The organism is Streptomyces sp. NPDC004658 (assembly GCF_040609555.1).
Taxonomy (GTDB): Bacteria; Actinomycetota; Actinomycetes; order Streptomycetales; family Streptomycetaceae; genus Streptomyces.
Genome location: NZ_JBEXKG010000102.1, coordinates 1 through 23,327, shown reverse-complemented (window position 1 = coordinate 23,327; position 23,327 = coordinate 1). Strand labels below are relative to the sequence as shown.

Here is a 23,327-nt window from a genome sequence, read left to right as displayed (position 1 = left end):
AACCCCGTTTGTGGCTTCCTCCGAGAGACAAACGCCACGTATCACTAGGAGTGGGAGCAAAGTACGATGGTGGCTGCGCCGTTGACGCGCGTAGAGTCCCGTCGTCCCCGTCCCCCCACGTCTGGCACCTCTTTTTCATGACGAAAACCGTCGAGACCGAAGGCGCTCTCGAAACGCGCGGTATCGAGCAGGTCCCCGACCACGAACGCACGGCCAAGACCCGGGAACTGTTCCCCACCTGGGTCGGCGCGAACATCAGCGTGCTGCTGCTGACGATGGGCGCGAGCCTGGTCGTGGCGTACCACCTGGACATCTGGCAGGCGCTGGTCGTCGCGGTGGCGGCGCCGATCGTGTCGTACGGCCTCGTGGGCCTGATCGGCATCGCGGGCAAGCGGGGCGGCGCGCCCGGCATGGCCCTGTCGCGGGCGGTCTTCGGGCAGCGCGGCAACCTGCTGCCCGGATCGCTGATCTGGGTCGCGCGCTGGGGCTGGGAGACGATCAACGCCGTCACCGGTGCCTACGCGATGCTCACCATCCTGGACATCCTGTTCGACATCAAGGCGAACAGCGTGCTGGACATGGTGATGCTGCTGGTGTTCGTCGTCGCGACCTTCGCGATCTCCGGGCTCGGCATCAACGCCGTGCAGAGGTGCAACAAGTACGCGACCTACCTCTTCGGTGTCTTCTCGGTGCTGGTCCTGGCCTATCTGGTGGCGAACACCGACTGGTCGAAGGTGATGGACCACAGCGCCGGGTCCACGGCCGCGGTGATCACCGGCATCGGCATGATCGCGGCCGGCGGTGTCAGCTGGATCCCGTCGGCGCCGGACTTCACCCGCTACCTGCCGCGCACGGCGTCCTCGAAGGCGATCGTGGGTACGGCGGTGGGCGGCGCCGGTGTCGTCGTCCTGCCCATGGTCCTGATGGGCGCGGTGATGGCCGTCGCCACACCGGACCTGGCCTCGGCGAGCGACCCCGTGTCCTTCCTCGGTGAGATCCTGCCGACCTGGATCGCCGTGCCGTACCTGTTCATCGCCCTGATCGGCATGCTGCTGATCAACTCGATGTCGATGTACTCGGCGGGCTTCACCGCGCAGACCCTGGGGTTCAAGGTGCCGCGGCACTGGGCGGTCTCGGTCAACGCCGTCATCTCGCTGGTCTTCGGCGGGGTGCTGATGCTGGTGGCGACGAGCTTCATGGGCTCGTTCATCGCCTTCCTGTCGCTGCTGGCGGTCGCCTTCTCGGCCTGGGTCGGCGTGTTCGGCGCGGACATGTTCCGCCGCACGGAGTACGACGGCCGGGCCATGGCCGACACCACCCGCACCAGCGCCTACTGGTACCGGGGCGGCTTCTCCCCCGCGGCCGTGGCCGCCTGGGCGGTCGGCCTGGTGTCGGGTCTGCTGTTCACCACCTCGGACTGGTTCACCGGGCCGCTCGCGGCGAACAACGTGATCGGCGAGTACGGTCTCGGCTGGGTCGCGACGATCGTGATCTCGGGTGGGCTGTACCTGGTGCTGCCGAAGCCGGCGGTGGCCCGCCCGGCCGGGACGACGAAGCCGGCCGCGCGGCGGGAGACCGCGGGCGTGTGACGCGCCTCCCCCGGGCGGGCCGCTGCCGGGCGGGACTCCCGCCCATGGCGATCTGACGCCTCGTCATCCAAGGTCCCCCACCACCGCAGCGCACCGGAGGGGGACCTTTCCCATGCCCGTCACGGTCGTACGTTTCAATCTCGTCGCACCCGGCGCCGGTCCCGCCGCACGCTCCGCCCGCTACCGGGCCGCCCTGGGGATGGCCGCGTACGCGGACGAGCACGGGATCGGCACCGTGCAGACCGAGGAGCACCACGGCGCCGAGAACAACTGGCTGCCGTCGCCGTTCGCCTTCCCGGGCGCGGTGTTCGGGGCGACCCGCCGGATCCCGGTGACGGTGTCGGCCGTACCGGGGCCGACGGGTACGGCTCACCCCGCGCCCGTACACCGATCCGCACCCTCTGCTGCTGGTGGGCGGGTCCTCCAGGGCCGCCGCCCGCCGGGCCGTCCGGCTGGGCCTGCCGTTCTTCCCGAGCGCACGTCTGCCGGAGCTGGAGACGTACTACAAGGAGAGGCTGGCCGCGTACGGCACCGAGGGCTGGACCATGATGCCGGCGGCCGGGACCCCGCTGCTCCACCTCGCCGAGGACCCCGACCGGGCGTGGGCCCGGTACGGCGGGCACTTCCTGCACGAGGCCCGGACGTACGTCTCCTCGCAGTCGGGCGAGGTCCGCTCGGCGGTGAGGTCGGCGGCCACGACCGTGGCGGAGCTCCGCGCCGAGGGCGTTGGCGGGCGGGATGCCGGTGGAGGAGGGCTGGCGCAGCCTCCGGCTGTTCGCGCAGCGGGTCCTGCCGGCGCTGGAGGACCGAGCCGGGCCGCCCGGCCGTACGACACCGCCGCCCCCGGTCCGGGCAGTGGCCGGGCCGGGGGCGGCGGACGGTTCGAGGAGAGGGGCAGCGGGGACTTGGCCCTTCTCCCCGAGTTCGGGGGCCTCGCTACGAGGCTCAGCCCATCTCCTCCAGGGACTTGCCCTTCGTCTCCTTGACGAACTTCAGGACGAACGGGATGGAGAGCGCGGCGAAGACGGTGTAGATCACGTAGGTGCCGGAGAGGTTCCAGTCGGCCAGCGACGGGAAGCTCGCGGTGATGGCCCAGTTGGCGATCCACTGCGCGGCGGCGGCCACGCCGAGGGCGGCGGCACGGATCCTGTTCGGGAACATCTCGCCGAGGAAGACCCAGACGACCACGCCCCAGGAGAGGGCGAAGAAGAGGACGAACACGTGGGCGGCGATCAGGGCGACCCAGCCCTGGGTGTTCGGCAGCTTGCCGTCGACCAGGTGGTAGCTGAACGCCCAGGCCTCCAGGGCGAGGCCGACGACCATGCCGATCGAGCCGATGAGGGCGAGCGGCTTGCGGCCGACGCGGTCCACGAAGATCATCGCGATCACGGTGCCGATGATGTTGATGATCGAGGTGGTGAAGGAGTAGAAGAACGAGTCCGTCGGGTCGACGCCGACCGACTGCCACAGCGTCGAGGAGTAGTAGAACGCGACGTTGATGCCGACGAACTGCTGGAAGACCGACAGGCCGATACCGACCCAGACGATCGGCTTGAAGAAGAAGGAGCCGCCGAGCAGGTCCTTGAAGGTGGACTTGTGCTCGCTCTTCATCGCCTGCTGGATCTCGGTGACGCGGGCGTCGAGGTCGGTGCCCTCGCCCTCGACCTCGGCGAGGATCTCACGGGCGCGGTCGTGCTTGCCGACGGAGAGCAGGAAGCGCGGGGACTCGGGGATCGCGAAGGAGAGCAGGCCGTAGAGGACGGCCGGGATGACCATCACGCCGAGCATGACCTGCCAGGCCTCCAGGCCCATCAGCTTGCCGCGCTGGTCGCCGCCCGCGGCGTTGAGCAGGCCCCAGTTGACCAGCTGCGAGATGGCGATGCCGACGACGATCGCGGCCTGCTGGAAGGAGCCGAGCCGGCCGCGGTAGGCGGGCGGGGCGACCTCGGCGATGTAGGCGGGGCCGATGACGGAGGCCATGCCGATGGCGAAGCCGCCGACGATGCGCCAGAAGGCGAGGTCCCACAGCGCGAAGGGCAGCGCGGAGCCGACGGCGCTGATGGTGAAGAGGACCGCGGCGATCTGCATACAGCGGATGCGGCCGATCCGGTCGGCGATGCGGCCGGCGGTGGCGGCACCGATGGCACACCCGATCAGGGCGATCGCGATGACCTGGGCGAGGGCGGCGGACCCGATGTCGTAACGGTCGCGGATGGCCTCGACGGCGCCGTTGATGACGGAGCTGTCGTAACCGAAGAGGAAGCCGCCCATGGCGGCAGCCGCCGCGATGAAGATGACGTGCCCGAGATGTTCGGGGTGAGCCGTCCTGGCTCCTGACTGAGGTGCCTGCGCTGTGCTGGTCACGTGTAACTCCTCGGGCCACGGCAGCGCTGCCGCGGGTGGGGGCGAGCCCTTACAGGTAGAACCTGAAGGTAAAAGCAACGTTGCAGAGACTATGCCTTCAAGTTTCGAAGTCAATAGGTCAACGGCTGTGAGTTTTCAGATATGCCCGTGCCCTCCGTGTTCACTTCTTGAACGCAGAGTCAGTTGATCTTGGTGAGTGCTACCGCAGGCGCTGGGAGATGACCTTCGAGACGCCATCGCCCTGCATGGACACGCCGTAGAGCGCGTCGGCGACCTCCATCGTGCGCTTCTGGTGCGTGATCACGATCAGCTGCGAGGTCTCCTGGAGCTCCTGCATGATCCGGATCAGCCGCTGGAGGTTGGTGTCGTCCAGCGCGGCCTCCACCTCGTCCATGACGTAGAAGGGGCTCGGCCGGGCCTTGAAGATCGACACCAGCAGCGCGACCGCCGTCAGCGAGCGCTCGCCGCCCGACAGCAGGGAGAGCCGCTTGACCTTCTTGCCCGGCGGGCGTGCCTCGACGTCCACGCCCGTGGTGAGCATGTTGCCGGGGTCCGTCAGGACCAGCCGTCCCTCGCCACCCGGGAAGAGGCGGCTGAAGACTCCCTCGAACTCCCGGGCCGTGTCGCGGTAGGCCTCGGTGAAGACCTGCTCGACGCGCTCGTCGACCTCCTTCACCACCTGGAGCAGGTCGGCGCGGGTCTTCTTCAGGTCCTCCAGCTGCTCGCTGAGGAACTTGTGCCGCTCCTCCAGCGCCGCGAACTCCTCCAGCGCCAGCGGGTTCACCTTGCCCAGCTGCTGATACGCCCGCTCGGCCGCCTTGAGCCGCTTCTCCTGCTCGGCCCGCACGAAGGGGCGCGGCTGGTTGCGCGGATGGTCCGGGTCCTCGGGCAGCCGCTCGCCGTCGGCGGGGGGCGAGGGCGGCACGAGCTGGTGCGGCCCGTACTCCGCCACCAAGCCCTCCGGCTCGACACCCAGTTCCTCCAGCGCCTTGGTCTCCAGCTGCTCGATGCGCAGCCGCTTCTCCGCACCGAGTACCTCGCCCCGGTGAACTGAATCCGTCAACTTGTCGAGTTCGGCCTTCAGTTCACGGCCGGCCGTACGGGCGGCGGCCAGCTCCTGCTCGCCCCGGGCCTTGGCGGCCTCCGCGGCGGAACGCTCCTGCTCCGCCCGGGCGAGAGACACCTCGACGTGCGCGAGCAGCTGCCGGGCACCGGCGGCGACGGCCTCCGCGACCGCCGCCTCGTGCCGCAGCCGGGCCCGCCGCTGCTCGGCACGCGCGCGTGCCTCGCGTTCGGCGCGGGCCGCCCGGTCGAGCGCGTCCGCGCGTCCGGCGAGCCCCTTCACCCGCTCCTCGTGCGTACGGACCTGGAGGCGGGCCTCCATCTCCGTCTGCCTCGCGTTGGCCCCGTCGGCGGCGAGCCGGTCGCGCACCGAGGTGTCCGGCTCCTCCTCCACCGGCATCTCCTCGGCCACGGCCAGCCGCTCGGCCAGTTCCTCGGCCTCCTGTACGGCCTTCTCCAGCGCCTCCTGCGCACGGGCCGCCGCCGCGGCCGACCGCTCGGCCTCCCCGGCGGCGCCGCGCGCCTGCCCGGCGAGCCGGCCGAGCTGCTGGGCCACGGCCGACTTCTCGCGGTCGGCGGTCCGTCGCCGCTCCGCCAGTTCCTCGACCAGGGCCGCGGCCCGCTTGCGGTGCTCGGCCGCCGCCTGCTGGGCCTCGGCCAGCCGCCGGCAGCGCACCTCCAGCTCGGCCAGCTCGGCCGCCGCCTCGTCGACGGACGCCTGCACCTCCAGCAGGCTGGGCGCGCCCGCCGAGCCGCCGTGGGCGAAGTGGGCACCGAGGAGGTCGCCCTCGGCGGTGACGGCGGTCAGCTCGGGGCGGGCGTGGACCAGCGCCTCGGCGTCGTCCAGCGTGTCCACGACCACGATGCCGGTCAGCAGGCGGCAGACGGCGGGCATCAGCTCGGCGGGACCGCGGACGAGGTCGGCGGCGAAGAGGGGGGTGACGGGTCGGCGGTCGGGCGCGGGTCCGTGCGGGCCGGCCGCGCCGTGGCCCGCGCCTTCTTCGGGTGCCTCGGGTGCCCTCTTCGGGGCTCCCGACAGTTCGGGTGCCTTCTCCGGGGCTCCCGACAGTTGGGTTGCGCTCTCCGGGGCTCCTGACAGGAGGAGGGTGGCGCGGCCGCCGTCCTGTTTGCGCAGGAGGCTGATGGCCTCGGTCGCCGCGGCGGGGGTCGTCACGGCGATGGCGTCCGCCGCTGTGCCCAGGGCCGCTGCCAGCGGGATCTCGTAGCCCGGTGTGATCGTCAGCAGCTCTGCCGCCGGGCCCAGGACTCCGGTGAGCCGGTCCCGGGCGTCCAGCAGTATGCCGGTGCCGTCCTTCCGGCGGAGCCCCAGCGCCAGCGCCTCGTGACGGGCCTGGGTCGCGGCGCGGGTGCGCTCGGCGTCGGTCAGCGCCTCGCGGGCCGCGGTCAGGGCGGCCTCGGCCTCGGCCAGCTGCCGTCTGGCCGTTTCGTGCCGCTCGGCCAGGTCGGCGTCGCCCGCGTCGAGGCCGTCGACCTCGGCCTGGAGGGCCTCGTACTCCTCCTGGGCGCGGACGGCGCGCTCCTGCGCCTCGTCGCGGGCCGTGGCCAGCCGGTCGATCTCGGCCTGGGCGGAGGCGGCACGCGAGCGGGCCGCGTTGACCTGCCCGGACAGGCGGGCCAGCCCCTCGCGACGGTCCGCGATGGCGCGGGCGACGTCCTTCAGCCGGCGTTCCTCGACGGCCAGTTCGCGCTCCAGTTCGGCGCGGTGGGCGACCGTGTCGTCCAGTGCCCGCTGGGCCGCTTCGAGGGCGGCCTCCAGCTCGGCCTCCTGCTCGCGGATGCGGGCGGCCTCGCGCTCCAGGTCCTCCGGGTCCCGGCCGCGCCGCTCGTCGACGGGCGCGGAGGTGGCGCTCTTGACCCGGGCGTCGGCCAGCGAGATCGTGCCGCGCACGCGCTCGGCCAGCTGGGACAGCTCGTACCAGGTCTGCTGGGCGCGCTGCAGGCGCGGGGTGAGCCGGCGTACCTCGTCCTCCAGGAGGGCCTCGCGGTGGAGGGCCTTCTTCAGTTCCCGCTCGGCCGTCTCCTTGCGCTCCTTCAGGGCCGCCTCGTCGGCGATCTCGGCCTGGAGGGCTTCGCGCAGGCGGACGAGGTCGTCGGCGAGGAGCCGCAGGCGGGCGTCGCGGAGGTCGGCCTGGATGACGGCGGCCCTGCGGGCGACGGCGGCCTGCCGGCCGAGGGGCTTGAGCTGGCGCCGCAGCTCGTCCGTCAGGTCCTGCACGCGCGCGAGGTTGGCCTGCATCGCGTCCAGCTTGCGCAGGGCCTTCTCCTTGCGCTTGCGGTGCTTGAGGACACCGGCGGCCTCCTCGATGAAGGCGCGGCGGCCCATCGGATCGGCGTGCAGGACGGAGTCGAGCTGGCCCTGGCCGACGATGACGTGCATCTCGCGGCCGATGCCGGAGTCGGAGAGGAGCTCCTGGATGTCGAGGAGGCGGCAGGTGTCGCCGTTGATCTGGTACTCGCTGCCGCCGTTGCGGAACATGATCCGCGTGATGGTGACCTCGGCGTACTCGATGGGCAGCGCCCCGTCGGAGTTGTCGATGGTCAGGGACACCTCGGCGCGGCCGAGCGGCGGGCGGCCGGTGGTGCCGGCGAAGATGACGTCCTCCATCTTGCCGCCGCGCAGGGACTTGGCGCCCTGTTCGCCCATGACCCAGCTGAGCGCGTCCACGACGTTGGACTTGCCCGAGCCGTTCGGTCCCACGACGCACGTGATGCCCGGTTCGAACCGGAGCGTGGTCGCCGAGGCGAACGACTTGAACCCACGGAGGGTCAGGGCCTTGAGGTGCACGCCGCTGGACTCTACCCGCCGCCGCTATCTCACTCCATGAACCCTCGCAACCGCGCGGTTTCGCTGGTGACCACGCAGGGCACACCAGATGTTAAAGAGCGTGAAAGGATGCGCGGCCTAACGACCGGCGGGGGAAGACGGGGGAAAGAACGAAGGGACGCCGAAGCGTCCCTTGCAACTCTGACGGCTGGGTCTCAGCCGTCCGATCAACTGAGCGGTTGATACGGGCAGCCCGATCGTTGCGACTGCTGTCGTGGAGCGATGCAACGATCAGGTGAGCGCAGGCTCCGCCTGGTGTGCGTCGATGCTCTCCATGATCCTGTCCTGAGAGGCGGCAGCCGTCAGCGCTTCGTTCTCCGCCTGGATCCGTACGAGCTCGGACTCCAGGTCCTGGACGCGCTGCTGCAGCCGTCGCATCTCGGCGAGGAGTCGAGGGTCGGAGCCGCCGACGTAACCGAGAAGCGCCTTTGCCATGATGGATGGTCCTCCACACTGAGTGACCGACCGATGCGGTGTGGGTCGTGAGGGATTCGCACCCGTGGTGCTTGGCACATCCGGGTGTTGCTCTGGTGTTGCTCCATGCCAAACAGCTAAGGTGCGCGGGGCTTTCAGCGTCTCACCAAAAAGTTTGACGGTCAACACGATCACGCCCTGTATTGGCGGGCAAACCGGGGCGCGCGGCCGGTAAAGCGGCGGCGCTGCGACTCCTCCGGGCCCTCAGGGCGTGGCGACCAGCAGTAACAGCGGAGCCTGCCATGCCACGCCCGTCTTGGCAACCACCAGGGCGTTTCCCTCTTCCGCATGTGCCCCCGGCTTCATGCCACGCTCCGGCGCGCGGCTCGGAGCCGCTCCGGATCAGCGGATGGCGAAGCCGTCGTAGCCGCCGCGGGGTGTGTCCCAGATCTCGGTGACACCGTCCACGCGCCCGGGCGTGTCGCTGCCCTGGAGCCAGTCCAGCAGCCCCTCGCACCCCTCCCGCGGCCCCTCCGCGACCACCTGGACCCGGCCGTCGGCCAGATTGAGAGCAAAACCACTCAGCCCGCCGATCTCCAGCGCCTTGGCGCGCGTGAACCAGCGAAATCCCACGCCCTGCACGTGTCCACGCACCCAGGCGACCAGTCGCACTTCCTCGCTCATGGGTGCAACCTAACCGGCCGGTGTAGGCCGGGACACATCGCCCTCAAGCGGCATGCGGTACCGTCCGGACGCAATACAGCTCATATGAAACTCACTCGATCGAGTGAGTCGGGTCGGCCAGAGGGAGTCGCTCGCCACGAGTGGCTCGCCGGGGACTCCCGCCGTGCAGGCGCAGGTCGACCGCAGGCACGAGGAAGAGGGCAAGGACATGGGACGCCACCGACGCTCCGCCGCCGGCCGCGCCGCCACGGGCCGCGCCACGGGGGACGACCACACGCAGCACCCGGGACCCGGGAGCGACGACCCCCAGCACTCGTCCGCGTGGGAGCGGCGGATGCCGACGGGGATCGCTCCCTACCTGAACCCGCAGGCCTACGCCGAGACCACGGCGAAGGCCCAGGAGTACCTGTTCGCGACGGACGACGGGCCGGCACCGGGCGCGCCGGGACAGGGCTCCGGATCCGGCGGCGACGGCTCCACGGGCGGCGGATTCACCCCGTCCGGTGAGCACCGACGGCGGGAGAACCTCGGGCGGCCGGTGCGCGCCGGTCTGCTCGGCGTGTCCCTGGCCGTCGCCCTCGGCACGATCGCGGTGGCCACGGGTTCCATACCGGGCCTGGAGCAGTACCAGCTCGGCGGCGGTACGCACACCTCCGGCGGGGACCGGGTGGCGACCGCGGCCGCCCCCAGCAACACGGCCGGCGAGCAGGGCGGTACCTCGGGCAGCGCCGAGACGTCCGCCGGCCCGTCCGCCGGCGGGGACGGTCCGCGCGGCGGCTCCGCGAGCCCGTCGGCCTCATCGTCCGCTTCCGCCTCGCACTCCCCCTCGCCTTCGCACTCCCCCTCCGCGTCCGCGTCCGCGTCCGCCGCGAGGACGGCGGCCCCGACGAAGTCGACGCCCTCCTCGAAGAGGGCCGCTCCGCCGAAGACGGCGGCTCCCTCCAGGACGGCGGCCCCGTCGAACAGGGCCACGCCTTCCAAGACGGCCACGCCCTCGAAGACGGCCACCCCCTCCAAGACGGCCACCCCCTCCAAGACGGCCACCCCCTCCAAGACGGCCACCCCCTCCAAGACGGCGCCCGCGAAGCCGACGCCGACCAGGACGGCGCCGAGGACCACGCCCTCGGCTCCGACCAGGCCGCCCGTTCCGCCCAAGCCGTCCGCCCCGCCCACGCCGGCCGAGCCTCCCGCACCGTCCAAGCCGTCGAAGCCGTCCACGCCGGCCAAGCCGTCCACTCCGCCGAAGGCCACGCCGTCCCGTACGGCCACCGAGGCGCCGACGTCGCCGTCCTCCGGGGTGACGGTGTCGCGGGAGGCCACCGCCGAGGCCCAGGTGCTGAAGCTCGTCAACGACGAGCGGGCGAAGGTCGGCTGCAGCCCGCTGGCGGCGAACTCCTCGCTGACGACACTGGCCGAGGCGTTCAGCGACGACATGGCCGCGCGCGGTTTCTTCGCCCACACCGACCCCGACGGCAGGACGCCGTGGGACCGGGCGGCGGTGGCCGGTGTCACCGACCTCGGTGGCGAGAACATAGGCCGGGGCCAGGCCGACGCGGCGGCCGTGATGGCAGCCTGGATGGACAGCCCCGGCCACCGCGCCAACATCCTGAACTGCGACTTCAAGACCCTCGGCGTCGGCGTCCACTTCGGCCCGGGCGGACCTTGGTGGACGCAGGACTTCGGATATTGAGACAGGCGCAGGTCGGACGGCTAAGCACCCTCCTGGGCCGTGTCCGGGCCGCCCATCCTGGGTTCCTCGTCCGCGAAGACGCGGTCCACGGCGGCCCGGGTCCGGGTCCCGCTCGACGGCATCAGGTACGTGTACGTCCGCAGTGGGAAGCCGGGGTCGTGGTGGCCCAGGTACGCGCTATGCCGACCGCTGGATACGGTCCACGCATGAATCCTGGCGAGCTGACCTCCACACACGCCCACGGTGATCCACTCCTGAGCACACTGGCAGAGGCCATGGCGCATCTCGTGGCAGCAGTGGACACCAGCACAGATGAGGAAGCCTCGCCGGACGCGGCGTCCAGATGGTTCGAGTATCCGACGTACCTCTTCGACCGCCTCAGCGTGGAAGATCGGCGCCGACTCGCCCACCTGTTCCGCGAAGCGGCCGTGAAAGAGCCGGAGGGGCCGTGGCGCGAGGCACTGCTGGCTGTGCCGGACGGGTTCGGCCTCGACGAGGACGAGGACTGACCGCCGGGGCCGTCTCGGGGCCGTCTCGGGGCCGTCCCCTCGGCGCTACGCGGCGACGCGGCCGCGCGTGAAGACCTTCGCCGTCTCCGCCACCCGGCGCCCCAGGTGCTCGGCGGTGGCCAGGTCGGCCTTGTGGACGCCCTCGGGGCCCTGGTCGTTGTTGCTCTGGGCGGCGGCGCCGGCGAAGAAGCCGAGGCGGTTGAGGTCGTGCTCGGAGGCGGTGCTGCTGTTCCAGCCGGGGAGCAGGCCGAGGTTGATCCAGTGCATGCCGTGCTGGGCGGCGAGCGTCTGGAAGAACTGCAGGGTGTGCAGCTTGTCGCCGCTCTTGGAGGCGGAGTTGGTGAAGCCGGCGGCCAGCTTGTCCTTCCAGTCCTGGCCGAACCAGCGCTTGGAGGTGGCCTCGGCGAAGAGGTGGAAGGCGCCGGAGGCGGTGCCCATGTAGGTGGGCGAACCGAAGACGATCACGTCGGAGCGGTCCAGCGTCTCCCACTGCGCTTCGGTGATCTCGTCCACCTTGATCAGGTGCACCTCGGCACCCGCGTCGAGGGCACCGGCGCGGACGGCCTCGGCGAGGACGGCGGTGTGGCCGTAGCCGGAGTGGTAAGCGATGGAAACGACGGGCGTGGTCATGGGGACTCCTCGAAAGGGGCAGCGGCAAGCGGCAGCTCCGAGAGCGAAGAGCGCAGCTCGAGAGCAGTAACCATAGGAAAGCACTAACCATCAGTTAGTGCAACCTGGTGGTGAGCGCTGTGCGGGCGTACCCTTCCCCTATGACCGCCACCACCCGGGACCACGACGACCTCGCGTACAACGTCTTCGCCAAGGCGTGCCCGTCACGGGGCACGCTGGAGCACGTCACGGGCCGCTGGGGCGGGCTGACGCTCGGCGCGCTGTACGAGGGTTCTCTGCGCTTCAACGAGCTGCGCCGGCGCGTGGACGGGGTGAGCGAGAAGATGCTGTCCCAGACGCTGCACGCGCTGGAACGCGACGGACTGGTGCACCGCGAGGCGCAGCCGACGAACCCGCCGCGCGTGGACTACGAGCTGACGCCCCTGGGCCGGCAGGTCGCGGAGCGGCTGCTGGCGCTCATCCACTGCGTGGAGGGCGCGATGGACGACGTCCTCGCGGCCCGCGCGCTTTACGACGAGACGCGCGGCGCCCTCTGACACTTGGGGCAGAAGTAGCTGGACCGGTTCATCCACGGACGGCGGCGCATGGGGGTGCCGCAGCGACGGCAGGGCTCGTTCTCGCGGCCGTAGGCGTCCAGGGAGCGGTCGAAGTAACCCGACTCGCCGTTGACGTTGACGTACAGGCTGTCGAAGCTGGTGCCGCCGACGGCGAGGGCCGCGTTCATCACGTCGCGGATGTGACCGAGGAGTTCCGCCGTGACCGGGCGGGTGAAGTTCGCCGTGGGGCGTTCGTAGTGGATGCGGGCGCGCCACAGGGCCTCGTCCGCGTAGATGTTGCCGACGCCGCTGATCAGGGACTGGTCCAGCAGGGCCCGCTTGATGGTGGTCCGCTTGCGGCGCAGCGCCTGGTGGAAGGCCTCGTCGTCGAAGAGCGGGTCCAGCGGGTCGCGGGCGATGTGCGCGATGACGTCGGGCAGGCCGTCGGGGGTGTTGTCGTGCAGCGACAGCCCGCCGAAGGTGCGCTGGTCGACGAAGCGGAGTTCGGTGCCGAGGGAGTCGGCGAACCTCACGCGGATGCGCAGGTGCTTCTCGTCCGGCGTCTCGTGCGGCTGGACCAGCAGCTGGCCGCTCATGCCGAGGTGGGCGAGGACGGACTGGTTCGTCTCCTCCAGCGGCAGCCACAGGTACTTGCCGCGCCGCCGGGGTGTGCCGATGTGGTGGCCCTTGAGCCGGTGCGCGAAGTCGTCGGGCCCCGCGACATGCCGGCGTACGGCTCGCGGATGGAGCACCTCGGTCTCGGCGACGGTCCGGTGGGCGGCCCAGCGCTCCAGGCCCCGGCGGACGACTTCGACCTCGGGCAACTCGGGCACGGCACTCCTTCGGGCGACTGCGGAAGAGCTGAGGGCAGGGTATCCCGAGGCCTGACCGACCCACCGGGCCGGTGGCCACCCCCCGCCTGCCGGCAGCGCCCGGCGAACGACCGACGCCTGGTCGGGGGGGGGGCGAGCGCCTGGTGGAGGGCGAGCGCCTGGTGGATGCCCCCGACGCCCGGCGGACGGACCCGACGCCCAGCTGTCAGCGGAACGCGCGGTGGAAGGCCCCATGCCCGGCGATTGGCCGAACGCCCGATGGATGGCCGAGCGCCCCTGGACGACCCAACGGCCGATGGCCGGCCGAGCGCCCCGGGAGAACCCAACGCCCCGCGGAAGACCCAGCGCCCGGCGATTGGCCGAACGCCCCGCGCCCGGACCCGGCAACCGGCGGAGAGCCGGACGCCCCCGTGGACGACCCAACGCCCCGCAGACGGCCGGAGCCCCCGCAGCCCCACCACCGGCGCATGGCGAATCCCCCGGTGGACGGCCGGGTGGCCCTGAATGGCCGAGCGCCCGTCCCGTGGGAGGCGGGGCGGGCGCTCGGGTCGTGCTGTTCGTGCTGTTCCGGTCAGGCGGTGGCGGACGACGTGTCGCCGTCCTCGATGGCCTGGCTGCCCCTGACGGCCTCGTCGGCCGTCTCCTTGATGGGCTCCTTGGCCACCTTGGCCCGCTCGTCCGCGGCGGCCCGGATGGCCCGCCAGGCGGACTCGGCGGCCTGCTGCTCCGCCTCCTTCTTGCTGCGGCCGGTGCCGGTGCCGTACGAGACGCCCCCGACGCGGGCGGCAGCAGTGAAGGTCTTCTCGTGGTCGGGGCCGGTCTCCGTGACCAGGTACTCGGGCACGCCGAGCCCCTCGATCGCGGTCAGCTCCTGGAGGGACGTCTTCCAGTCCAGGCCGGCACCGAGGTTGGAGGACTTCTCGATCAGCGGGTCGAACAGGCGGTGCACCAGTTCGGAGGCCGCGTCGAGGCCCTGGTCGAGATAGACCGCGCCGATCACCGCTTCCAGGGTGTCGGCGAGGATGGATGCCTTGTCCCGGCCGCCCGTGCCCTCTTCACCCCGGCCGAGCCGGATGAAGGCGCCCAGGTCGAGGCCGCGCCCGACCTCCGCCAACGCACGCGAGTTGACCACCGCGGCCCGCAGCTTGGCCAGCTGGCCTTCGGGCAGGTCGGGGTGGGTGCGGTACAGCGTGTCCGTGACGACGAGGCCCAGCACGGAGTCCCCGAGGAACTCCAGGCGCTCGTTCGTCGGCAGACCGCCGTTCTCGTACGCGTAGGAACGGTGGGTCAGCGCTCGCACCAGAAGGGCGGACTCGACCTTGTAGCCGAGCCGCCCTTCCAGAAGCGTGTGGGACGAGGCCTGGTTGTCCGCAGAGGTTTTCTTCGGTGTGGACACAGTGCCTCTCACCAGCCCGCTCAGACTTCGAGGACCTGGCGCTTGTTGTAGGTGCCGCAAGACGGGCACGCGATGTGCTGCTGCTTGGGCTCGTGGCAGCGCTCGCACGCAACCAGGGTGGGGACCGCAGCCTTCCACTGCGACCGGCGGTGGCGCGTGTTGCTGCGCGACATCTTCCGCTTCGGAACAGCCACGGCTACTTCTCCTGCTTCTCGTCGACGCCCGCTTCGGCGCCGCTCATCTCGTCCTTATCGCCGGCTTCGAGTGAATCGGCGAATCCCTGCAAAGCCGCCCAACGGATGTCGACGGCGTCGTGGTGGTGGTCCGGGTCGTCCGCCAGCCGCGCCCCGCACTCGGAGCACAGACCCGGGCAGTCTTCCTGGCACACCGGCTGCATGGGCAGTGCGAGCACCACCGCATCGCGCAGCACGGGTTCGAGGTCGATGAGACCGTCCTCGACAAAGAGCCTGTCCTCGTCGTCCTCGGCGTCGTCGCCCGGTTCCGCGATCACACGGCCCCGGTCGTCGGCGTCAGGGTACGAGAACATCTCCTGGAAGTCCGCTTCGAGCTCCAGCTCGACCGGCTCCAGACACCTTACGCACTCCCCCTCGGCCGTTGCACGGGCGGTGCCTGTGACAAGCACCCCTTCCATGACCGACTCGAGACGGAGTTCGAGCTCCATCGGGGCGCCTTCCGGCACTCCGACGACCCCCTGGATGCCGAGATCCTTGGGGGCGTCGACCTCGCGGGTCAGGCGCTGCAGCGCACCAGGACGCCGGCCCAGCTCGTGCGTGTCGATCACGAGGGGGTTCCGGTGGTCGAGGCGGGCGTTGGAAGCCATTCCTGCTTTCGATCTGCGAACTCGAAGGGACGCCGCCCGTCGGTGTTCCGGGCAGCGGTGATCGCGGACATACGCGCGACCGAACAGCCAGGATACTGGACCTTTCGCTCAGCGCCCAATCCGCCTGGGGCTACAGGCCCCGCCCCTGCTCGTACGCCCTCAGCTGCTCCGCGCTGATCATGCTCGTGTCGAAGAGGCTGGTCTCGTCGAGGGCGTAGCCCTGCTGGTCCTGGTCCTGGTGCTGCGGCTGGTGCGGCTGCTGGGCCTGCTGGGGGTCGTAGGCCTGGGTGTCGTACCCCTGGAAGGGGGCGTCTCCCGCCGGAGCGTAGCCGGAGGAGGGGGCGTAGGGATCGGCCTGCTGGTAGCCGTACGGGTCCTGCTGCGGGGCGTACTCGGGCTGCTGCGGGAAACCCGCGTACGGGTCCGGCTGCTGCTGGTAGCCATAGGCCGGCTGCGGCTCGTACGACGGCTGCGGCGGCTCGCTCCGGCGCTGTGCCGCGCGGTCGCTGTCCGCGAGGGCCGCGAGGTCGGCGAGGTAGTCCGCGTCGCTGGAGTGCTGGAAGGTCGTGGTGTCGTCGGCGAGGGCGCCGAGGTCGTCGGTGGCGATCCGGCCGTGCAGCTTCTGCCGGCCCCGGCCGACGGCCTCCAGGGTCTTGGCGAGGACCGCCTCGAAGGCGCCGAGCTTGGCGTCCACGTAGGCGTCGGCGTTGTGGCGCAGGGTCTCCGGGTCCTGGCTGCGCTCGGGGGCGTCCTCGTCCTCGTAGCCGTTCTCGTCGAGGCCCGGGCCGGTGCCGAGGAGCTTCTCCCGGCCGCGGCCGACCGAGCCGAGGGTCTTGGTGAGGACGACCTCGAAGTTGGCGAGCTTGGAGTCGACGTAGTCGTCGGCCTCGGCGCGGATCTCCTCGGCCTCCTTGCGGGCCTCGGCGAGGATCCGGTCGGCCTCGGCCTGGGAGCGGCGGGCGATCTCGGTGTCGGAGATCAGCGAACCGCGTTCGGCGTGCGCGTTCTCGATGATCCGCTCGGCCTCCAGCCGGGCCTGCTCCACCATCTGCTCACGGTCGCCGATCAGCTCCTGCGCCTGGGCCAGGGAGCCGGGCAGCGCCTGGCGCAGTTCTTCCAGCATCGCGAGCAGTTCGGCGCGGTTGACCACGCACGACGCCGACATGGGCATGCCCCGGGCGCCGGAGACCGCGGAGACGATCTCGTCGAGCTTCTTCTGCACGTCCACCTGTGCTCGCCACTCTCTACAGCCGGGTTGGAGACGGACGGGACGACTGTAGCCCCATCAGCCCTTGGTGAGGCGCTTGTTCAGCGCCTCCAGGACCTCGGCCGGCACCAGGTGGGAGACGTCGCCGCCCCAGGCCGCGACCTCCTTGACGAGGGAGGAGGACAGGAAGCTGTAGGTGGGGTTGGTGGGGACGAACAGCGTCTCGACGCCGGTGAGGCCGTTGTTCATCTGGGCCATCTGGAGTTCGTAGTCGAAGTCGCTGACGGCGCGCAGGCCCTTGACGATGGCCGGGATGTCGCGCTCCTTGCAGAAGTCGACGAGGAGGCCGTGGAACGCCTCCACCCGGACGTTGGCGTACTCGGCGGTGACCTGGCGGATCAGCTCGATCCGCTCGTCGATCTCGAACAGGCCCTTCTTGGACTTGTTGATCATCACCGCGACGTAGACCTCGTCGTAGAGACGGGAGGCTCGGGCGATGATGTCGAGGTGTCCGTTGGTGATCGGGTCGAACGACCCGGGACAGACGGCGCGGCGCACTTGTGATCCCTCGCTCTCCGGTCCGGTCATCGTGCGTCTTCGCACGTAGAGGCGGCGCGACCGTACCAAAACGTTCCCTCGCCGTAGCGACGGGAGCGGATGGCCTCGAAGCCGTCCGGCCAGTGGAATGCGCCGCCTCTGGTGCTGCGCTCCACGGTGACGAGGGCTTCTTCGGCGAGCCAGCGTTCCGAGCGGAGTGTGAGCAGAATCTCCCGAAGATCGTCGTCCGAGACGGCGTACGGGGGGTCGAGGAAGACGAGGTCGTAGGGCTCGGCGGGGGGTGCGGTTCTGATGACTTGTTCCGCTTTGCCCGCTCTCACCTCCGCGCCGGGAAGGCCCAGGTTCCTCACGTTCTCGCGGACGGTCTTCGCGGCGCGGGCGTCGGCTTCGACGAGGAGCGTGTGGCTCGCGCCCCGGGACAGGGCCTCCAGGCCCACGGCGCCCGAGCCGGCGTAGAGGTCCAGGACCCGTTCGCCGTCGAGGGGGCCGCCGAGGAGCGCCTGCCAGGTGGAGAAGAGGCCCTCGCGCGCGCGGTCCGAGGTCGGCCGGGTTCCGGTGCCGGGCGGTACTGAGAGGCGCCGTCCGCCGGCGGCACCGGCGATCACGCGGGTCATGGGGGGGTCCTTCTCCGTGGGTGGCTTTACGGTTCATTGTTGCTGGTCGTGCGGCTCCCCGCGCCCCCTCGGGGGACGCTTCCGCCTCAGCCCTTCTCCAAGTACTGCTCCCTCTCCTCGTCCAGGAGGGCGTCCAGGGCCGTCCGCAGGGCGGGAAGGCCGGTCAGGTCGGGGTCGGCCGCGACCACCGCCGCCGCCTCCTGCCTCGCCTCCGCGATGACCTCCTCGTCCTCGATGACCGCCAGCACCCTCAGGCTGGAGCGGGCGCCGGACTGGGCCTGGCCGAGGACGTCGCCCTCGCGGCGCTGTTCGAGGTCGATGCGGGAGAGCTCGAAGCCGTCGAGGGTGGAGGCGACGGCAGTGAGGCGCTGGCGGGCCGCGCTGGCCTCGGGCATCTCGGTGACCAGGAGGCACAGGCCGGGGGCGGAGCCGCGGCCGACCCGGCCGCGCAGCTGGTGGAGCTGGGAGACGCCGAAGCGGTCGGCGTCCATGATGACCATGGCCGTCGCGTTGGGGACGTTCACGCCGACCTCGATGACCGTGGTGGCGACCAGGACGTCGGTCTCGCCGGCGGCGAAGCGGCGCATCACGGCGTCCTTGTCGTCGGGGTGCATACGGCCGTGCAGCACCTCCACCCTCAGGCCCTTCAGGGGGCCGCGGCCGAGCTGGTCGGCCACGTCGAGCACGGCCAGCGGGGGGCGCTTCTCCGCCTCGTCCTCGGGGGCCTTCTTCTTGCCGGACTTCTTCGGATCGTCCTCCTCGTCCCCGATCCGCGGGCAGACGACGTACGCCTGGTGGCCGTTCGCGACCTCCTCGCGGACCCGCTCCCAGGCACGGGCCAGGAAGTGCGGTTTGTCGGCGGCCGGGACGACGTGGCTGGCGATCGGGGAGCGGCCGGCCGGGAGCTGGTCGAGCACCGAGGTCTCCAGGTCGCCGAAGACCGTCATGGCGACCGTGCGCGGGATGGGGGTGGCGGTCATGACCAGGAGGTGCGGGGGCTGTTTCCCCTTGCCGCGCAGGGCGTCGCGCTGCTCCACGCCGAAGCGGTGCTGTTCGTCCACCACGACCAGGCCGAGATCGTGGAACTGGACCTTGTCCTCGATGAGGGCGTGGGTGCCGATGACGATGCCGGCCTCGCCGGTGGCCAGGTCCAGCAGGGACTGACGGCGGGCGGCCGTGCCCATGGAGCCCGTGAGCAGGACCACCTTGGTGGCGTGCTCCGCGCCGCCCAGCATGCCGCCCTCGGCCAGTTCGCCCATCATCTCGGTGACCGAGCGGTGGTGCTGCTGGGCGAGGACCTCGGTGGGCGCGAGCAGGGCCGCCTGGCCGCCGGCGTCGACCACGGCGAGCATGGCGCGCAGGGCCACCAGCGTCTTGCCGGATCCGACCTCGCCCTGGAGCAGGCGGTGCATCGGGTGGGCGGTGGCGAGGTCGGCGAAGATCTCCTCGGAGACCTTGCGCTGGCCCTCGGTGAGGGTGAAGGGGAGGCGGTCGTCGAAGGCCGTGAGGATGCCGTCCGGCCGGGGGACGCGGGGGACGGCGGGGAGCTGGGTGTCGGCGTGCCGGCGGCGGGCCAGGGCGACCTGGAGGACGAAGGCCTCGTCCCACTTCAGCCGGGCGCGGGCGTCGGCGATGTCGGCCTTGGTGTGCGGGCGGTGGATCTTGAGCAGGGCCTCGGGGAGCGGCAGCAGGCCCCGGCCCTCGCGGAGGGTGTCGGGCAGGGGGTCGAGGGCCTCCTGGGCGCTGGGGAGGACCGTCTGCACGGCCTTGCCGATCTTCCAGGACTCCAGTTTGGCGGTGGCCGGGTAGATCGGGATCAGGGCGCCCGCCCAGGTCTCGACGCTCTCCTCGCTGTCGCCTCGCAGCAGTTCGTAGGCCGGGTGGGCCAGTTGGAGGCGGCGGTTGAAGACGGAGACCTTGCCGGCGAACATCGCGCGGGTGCCCGGCAGCAGCTCCTTGTGGGGTTTGTGCACGCCGTTGCCGAAGAAGACGAGCTGGAGCCGGCCGCTGCCGTCGGTGATGGTGACTTCGAGGCGCTGGCCCTTGCCGCGGGGGGCCTTCGCGGAGGCGAAGGTGTGCAGGCGGGCGTCGGCGACCTGCGCGACCACCGTGACGTGCTCGTCCATGGGGAGGTCGGCGAGGTGCGTGAGCTGGCCGCGCTCCTCGTATCTGCGCGGGTAGTGGTGGAGGAGGTCGCCGACGGTGTGCAGGCCGAGGTGCTCGGCCATCACCTTCGCGGTGGCGGGGCCGAGCACCTTCTTGAGCGGTTCTTGCAGTGCGGGCACGAGATCCATTGCACACCACGCCACTGACAATGCCGTACACCCTGCCCCGCGGATTCCCGGCCGGGGCCGTAAACATCAGGGAAACACCTGGTCAGGCGGGATGTTCCGGCTCTAGGATGGCGCGCTCCGGCCATCCTTTCGCGGTCACCGCCCCGCCGGGACCGCCCGACCCCGCGCCGCACGCACGCCCCCTCCGGCGCAGTGACGATGGACTCCCAGACCCCTCAGGCATCGCAGCCATCCCAGTCACCTCACCCACACTCACCTCACAGCTTCCAGGTCGACCTGCGTGGTCTGGTGGACCTGCTCTCCCATCACCTCTACTCCAGCCCCAGGGTCTACCTGCGCGAGCTGCTGCAGAACGCCGTGGACGCCATCACCGCCCGCCGGTCCGCCGACCCGGGCGCCCCGGCGCGGGTCCGGCTGTACGCGGCGGACGGCGGGCTGCGGGTGGAGGACACCGGGGTCGGGCTCACCGAGCCGGACGTGCACAGCCTGCTGGCGACCATCGGCCGCAGCTCCAAGCGGGCCGAGGGCCTGCACGAGGCCCGGTCGGACTTCCTCGGCCAGTTCGGCATCGGGCTGCTGGCCTGTTTCCTCGTCGCCGAGCGGATCCGGGTGGTCAGCCGCAGCGCCCGCACGCCCGGGGCGCCACCGGTGGAGTGGACCGCCCGCGACGACGGCTCGTACACCGTGCGCACCCTGCCCGACGCCGAGCGGCCCGAGCCGGGGACGACCGTGTACCTGACCGCGCGGGCCGGTGCGGCCGAGTGGCTGGCGCCGGAGCGGGTCCGCGCGCTGGCCCGCGACTTCGGCTCCCTGCTGCCCTACGACGTCCGGGTCGGCGACGAGCCCGTCACCGAGCTGCCCGCGCCCTGGGACCGCGTCCATCCGAGTCCGGCCGGACGGCGGGTGGCGCTGGCCCGGCACTGCCGTGAGCTGTTCGGGTTCACCCCGCTGGACTCCATCGACCTGGACGTGCCGGTGGCCGGGGTCCGCGGGGTGGCGTACGTGCTGCCCTCGGCGGTCAGCCCGGCCCAGCGGGCGGGCCATCGCGTGCATCTGAAGGGCATGCTGCTCACCGAGCGGGCCGAACAGCTGCTGCCCGACTGGGCGTTCTTCGTGCGCTGCGTGCTGGACACCGACAGCCTGCGGCCGACCGCCTCGCGCGAGTCGCTGTACGAGGACGAGACCCTGGCCGCCGTGCGGGACGCGCTCGGGACACGGATCCGGTCCTGGCTGACGGGGCTCGCGGCCGGTGATCCCGAGCGTCTCGCGGCCTTCCTCGCCGTGCACCACCTGGGCGTGAAGTCCCTCGCCCGGCACGACGCCGGCATGCTGCGCACGATGCTGCCGTGGCTGCCGTTCGAGACGACCGACGGGCAGCTGTCCCTGGAGGAGTTCGCGCAGCGGCACCCGGTGGTGCACTTCACGCGGACGGTCGAGGAGTACCGACAGGTCGCGCCGATCGCCGCCGCGCAGGGCGTCGGCGTGGTCAACGGCGGCTACACGTACGACAGCGAGCTGGTCGAGGCGCTGCCCCGGGTGCGGCCGGGGACGGTGGTCGCCGAGCTGGACGCGGACACCGTCACCGCGCACCTGGACGCGGTGGACCCGGCCGAGGAGCTGGCGCTGGCCGGGTTCCTGGCGGCCGCGCGGGACCGGCTCGACCCGCTCGGCTGCGACGTCGTCCTGCGGGCCTTCCATCCGCTGTCCGTGCCCGCGCTGCACCTGGACGACCGGGCGGCCCGGCACGAGCAGGCCCGCGCGGCGGCCGAGGAGGAGGCCGACGACCTGTGGGCGGGCATCCTGGGTTCCCTGCGCGGCAGCGCCCCGCGCGCGCGTCTGGTGCTCAACCACCTCAACCCGCTGGTCCGCCGCATCGGTTCGCTCGGCGACCCGGAGCTGATCGGCACCGCGACCGAGTCGCTGTACGGGCAGGCCCTGCTGAGGGCGCAGCGCCCGCTCAGGCCGGCCGACTCGGCGCTGCTCAACCGGGCGTTCATCGGGCTGCTCGAATGGGCGACCCACGGGGAGGGGGACGGACGATGAGCGAGATCGCGGACTTCGACGCGCTGCGCCGGGCGCTGGCGGACAACGCCGAGCAGCCGGAGGGCCCGGCCCGCAACGCGCGCGCGGAGCAGCTGCTCGCCGAGGCCGAGAAGCTGGACGTCCCGCTCGCCGTGATCGAGGCGCTCGGGCACCAGCTGAAGGTCTACAACTACAGCTCCGAGAAGGACAAGATGTTCGTCCCGTTCGCGCGGCTGCTGCGCATGTGGGACGAACGGCCCGAGGACTTCGACGCGGACGAGACGCACTCGCTGCACTGGGTCTTCAAGTGGATGTCCGCGGGCATGCTGGACCAGCCGCACATCCCGCTCGCCTCGATCGAGAAGTGGCTCGGCGAGATGGAGCACCGCTACCGGCTCGCCGGCCATTCCGAACGGGCCGTGCGCAGCGCCGAGTTCAGCGTGGCCGCGCACATCGGGGACCTCGCGCGCGCGGAGCGGGCGTACACGGCGTGGCTGGCGGCCGACCGGGACCGGATGGCCGACTGCCACGCCTGCGAGCTGCGCGGGCAGGGCAGCTGGCAGGCGCTCTGCGGGCGGGACGCCGAGGCGCTCGAACTGTGGCGGCCGGTGCTGGAGGGCGAGTTCGCGTGCGCGCACGAGCCGCACAACGTGCTCGCCTCCTCGCTGCTCCCGCTGCTGCGGCTGGGGCGCGTCGAGGAGGCCCGCGCGCACCATCTGCGGGGCTTCCGGCTGGTGCGCTCCATGGAGAGCATGCGGGGTTCGTACGCCGAGCACGTGGAGTTCTGCGCGCTGACCGGGAACGAGGCGCGCGGTCTGGAGCTGCTGGCGGAGCGGCCGGCGTACTTCACGGACACCGGTCATCCGCGCAGCCGGCTGGACTTCATGGCCGTGGTGACGCTGCTGATGGACCGGCTGACCGAGCTGGGGCTCGGCGAGCAGTGGGTGCCGGGGCCGGCCGGGCGGACCTGGACCGCGCGGGAACTCGCCGCGCACGCGCGCGCGGAGGCGTCGGAGCTCGCCGAGCGGTTCGACCGGCGCAACGGCACGTCCGCCGTCGGGGACCGCGTCCGCGCGCGCATGGCGCAGCGCCCGCTGGTGGAACGCCTTCCGCTGGGCGTGCGTGCGGTACGCACCGCGCCCGCGCCGACGGTCGCGCCCCCGGAACCGGCGGGTCCCGCGGAACCGGACCTGCCCGCCCTGCTCACCGAGGCGCGCCGCCTGTCGGCCACCCTGCGGC

The 23,327-nt window shown here is 71.6% G+C and carries 18 protein-coding genes and 2 pseudogenes; 7 read left to right on the top strand and 13 right to left on the bottom strand.

Going from position 1 to position 23,327, the window contains the following annotated elements; genetic code table 11:
• Positions 1-137 precede the first annotated feature (137 nt).
• Both ABZV94_RS28180 and ABZV94_RS28175 read left to right on the top strand, forming a co-directional pair.
• A complete protein-coding gene (locus ABZV94_RS28180; RefSeq protein WP_356345113.1) occupies positions 138-1,589 on the top strand; it encodes a cytosine permease in 1,452 nt (483 codons plus the stop codon).
• Positions 1,590-1,701: 112 nt separating this feature from the next.
• Positions 1,702-2,390: pseudogene (locus ABZV94_RS28175) on the top strand (LLM class flavin-dependent oxidoreductase); the annotation flags it as partial.
• 144 nt (positions 2,391-2,534) lie between these two features.
• Here ABZV94_RS28175 and ABZV94_RS28170 read toward each other — a convergent pair.
• From ABZV94_RS28170 to ABZV94_RS28155, 4 genes are all read right to left on the bottom strand, one after another.
• Positions 2,535-3,953, bottom strand: coding sequence for a sugar porter family MFS transporter (locus ABZV94_RS28170; protein ID WP_356345112.1), 1,419 nt, complete (start codon positions 3,951-3,953; stop codon positions 2,535-2,537).
• 199 nt (positions 3,954-4,152) lie between these two features.
• The gene (locus tag ABZV94_RS28165) at positions 4,153-7,821 is read right to left on the bottom strand and encodes an AAA family ATPase (protein ID WP_356345110.1); all 3,669 of its coding nucleotides are present in this window, start codon (positions 7,819-7,821) and stop codon (positions 4,153-4,155) included.
• A gap of 270 nt (positions 7,822-8,091) precedes the next feature.
• Entirely contained in the window at positions 8,092-8,295 is a 204-nt protein-coding gene (locus ABZV94_RS28160; protein WP_014675251.1) for a hypothetical protein, read from the bottom strand.
• Positions 8,296-8,676: 381 nt separating this feature from the next.
• Positions 8,677-8,958: an acylphosphatase gene (locus ABZV94_RS28155; RefSeq protein ID WP_356345108.1), complete on the bottom strand. Its 282-nt coding sequence runs from the start codon at positions 8,956-8,958 to the stop codon at positions 8,677-8,679.
• Between the two features lie 163 nt (positions 8,959-9,121).
• Between ABZV94_RS28155 and ABZV94_RS28150 the strand changes: the two genes are divergently transcribed.
• Together ABZV94_RS28150 and ABZV94_RS28145 are read left to right on the top strand one after the other, a co-directional pair.
• On the top strand, positions 9,122-10,648 hold the full coding sequence (locus tag ABZV94_RS28150; protein ID WP_356345105.1) for a CAP domain-containing protein: 1,527 nt from the start codon (positions 9,122-9,124) through the stop codon (positions 10,646-10,648).
• Between the two features lie 206 nt (positions 10,649-10,854).
• The gene (locus ABZV94_RS28145; RefSeq protein WP_356345103.1) at positions 10,855-11,157 is read left to right on the top strand and encodes a hypothetical protein; all 303 of its coding nucleotides are present in this window, start codon (positions 10,855-10,857) and stop codon (positions 11,155-11,157) included.
• Positions 11,158-11,202: 45 nt separating this feature from the next.
• On the opposite strand, the gene ABZV94_RS28140 is transcribed toward ABZV94_RS28145, so the two are convergent.
• Positions 11,203-11,787 carry a flavodoxin family protein gene (locus tag ABZV94_RS28140; protein WP_356345100.1) on the bottom strand — a complete coding sequence of 195 codons (585 nt, stop codon included), beginning with the start codon at positions 11,785-11,787 and terminating at the stop codon, positions 11,203-11,205.
• A 140-nt stretch (positions 11,788-11,927) separates the two neighbouring features.
• On the opposite strand from ABZV94_RS28140, the gene ABZV94_RS28135 reads away from it, so the two are divergent.
• Entirely contained in the window at positions 11,928-12,323 is a 396-nt protein-coding gene (locus ABZV94_RS28135; protein ID WP_356345098.1) for a helix-turn-helix domain-containing protein, read from the top strand.
• Here ABZV94_RS28135 and mutM read toward each other — a convergent pair.
• The 8 genes from mutM to recG form a co-directional block, all read right to left on the bottom strand.
• Positions 12,296-13,156 (bottom strand): bifunctional DNA-formamidopyrimidine glycosylase/DNA-(apurinic or apyrimidinic site) lyase, encoded by an 861-nt coding sequence (mutM, locus tag ABZV94_RS28130; RefSeq protein ID WP_356345096.1) that lies wholly within the window; start codon positions 13,154-13,156, stop codon positions 12,296-12,298. The two genes, ABZV94_RS28135 and mutM, sit on opposite strands and share 28 nt — an antisense overlap.
• A gap of 571 nt (positions 13,157-13,727) precedes the next feature.
• On the bottom strand, positions 13,728-14,552 hold the full coding sequence (gene rnc, locus ABZV94_RS28125) for a ribonuclease III (protein WP_356345093.1): 825 nt from the start codon (positions 14,550-14,552) through the stop codon (positions 13,728-13,730).
• 20 nt (positions 14,553-14,572) lie between these two features.
• Complete coding sequence (rpmF, locus tag ABZV94_RS28120; protein ID WP_003951102.1) at positions 14,573-14,746, bottom strand: 50S ribosomal protein L32; 174 nt, start codon at positions 14,744-14,746, stop codon at positions 14,573-14,575.
• A 2-nt stretch (positions 14,747-14,748) separates the two neighbouring features.
• Complete coding sequence (locus ABZV94_RS28115) at positions 14,749-15,393, bottom strand: DUF177 domain-containing protein (RefSeq protein ID WP_356345091.1); 645 nt, start codon at positions 15,391-15,393, stop codon at positions 14,749-14,751.
• A 130-nt stretch (positions 15,394-15,523) separates the two neighbouring features.
• Positions 15,524-16,621 (bottom strand): cell division initiation protein, encoded by a 1,098-nt coding sequence (locus ABZV94_RS28110; RefSeq protein ID WP_356345089.1) that lies wholly within the window; start codon positions 16,619-16,621, stop codon positions 15,524-15,526.
• A 57-nt stretch (positions 16,622-16,678) separates the two neighbouring features.
• Complete coding sequence (gene coaD / locus ABZV94_RS28105) at positions 16,679-17,158, bottom strand: pantetheine-phosphate adenylyltransferase (protein WP_356345086.1); 480 nt, start codon at positions 17,156-17,158, stop codon at positions 16,679-16,681.
• Positions 17,159-17,184: 26 nt separating this feature from the next.
• A complete protein-coding gene (gene rsmD, locus ABZV94_RS28100; protein ID WP_356345084.1) occupies positions 17,185-17,772 on the bottom strand; it encodes a 16S rRNA (guanine(966)-N(2))-methyltransferase RsmD in 588 nt (195 codons plus the stop codon).
• Between the two features lie 86 nt (positions 17,773-17,858).
• Positions 17,859-20,066, bottom strand: a complete 2,208-nt coding sequence (recG, locus tag ABZV94_RS28095) for an ATP-dependent DNA helicase RecG (RefSeq protein WP_356345082.1) — start codon at positions 20,064-20,066, stop codon at positions 17,859-17,861.
• 198 nt (positions 20,067-20,264) lie between these two features.
• Here recG and ABZV94_RS28090 point away from each other — a divergent pair, with 198 nt between their 5' ends.
• Both ABZV94_RS28090 and ABZV94_RS28085 read left to right on the top strand, forming a co-directional pair.
• A complete protein-coding gene (locus tag ABZV94_RS28090) occupies positions 20,265-22,109 on the top strand; it encodes an HSP90 family protein (RefSeq protein ID WP_356345080.1) in 1,845 nt (614 codons plus the stop codon).
• Positions 22,106-23,327, top strand: a pseudogene (locus ABZV94_RS28085) (tetratricopeptide repeat protein); the annotation flags it as partial. The gene ABZV94_RS28090 and the pseudogene ABZV94_RS28085, both read left to right, overlap by 4 nt.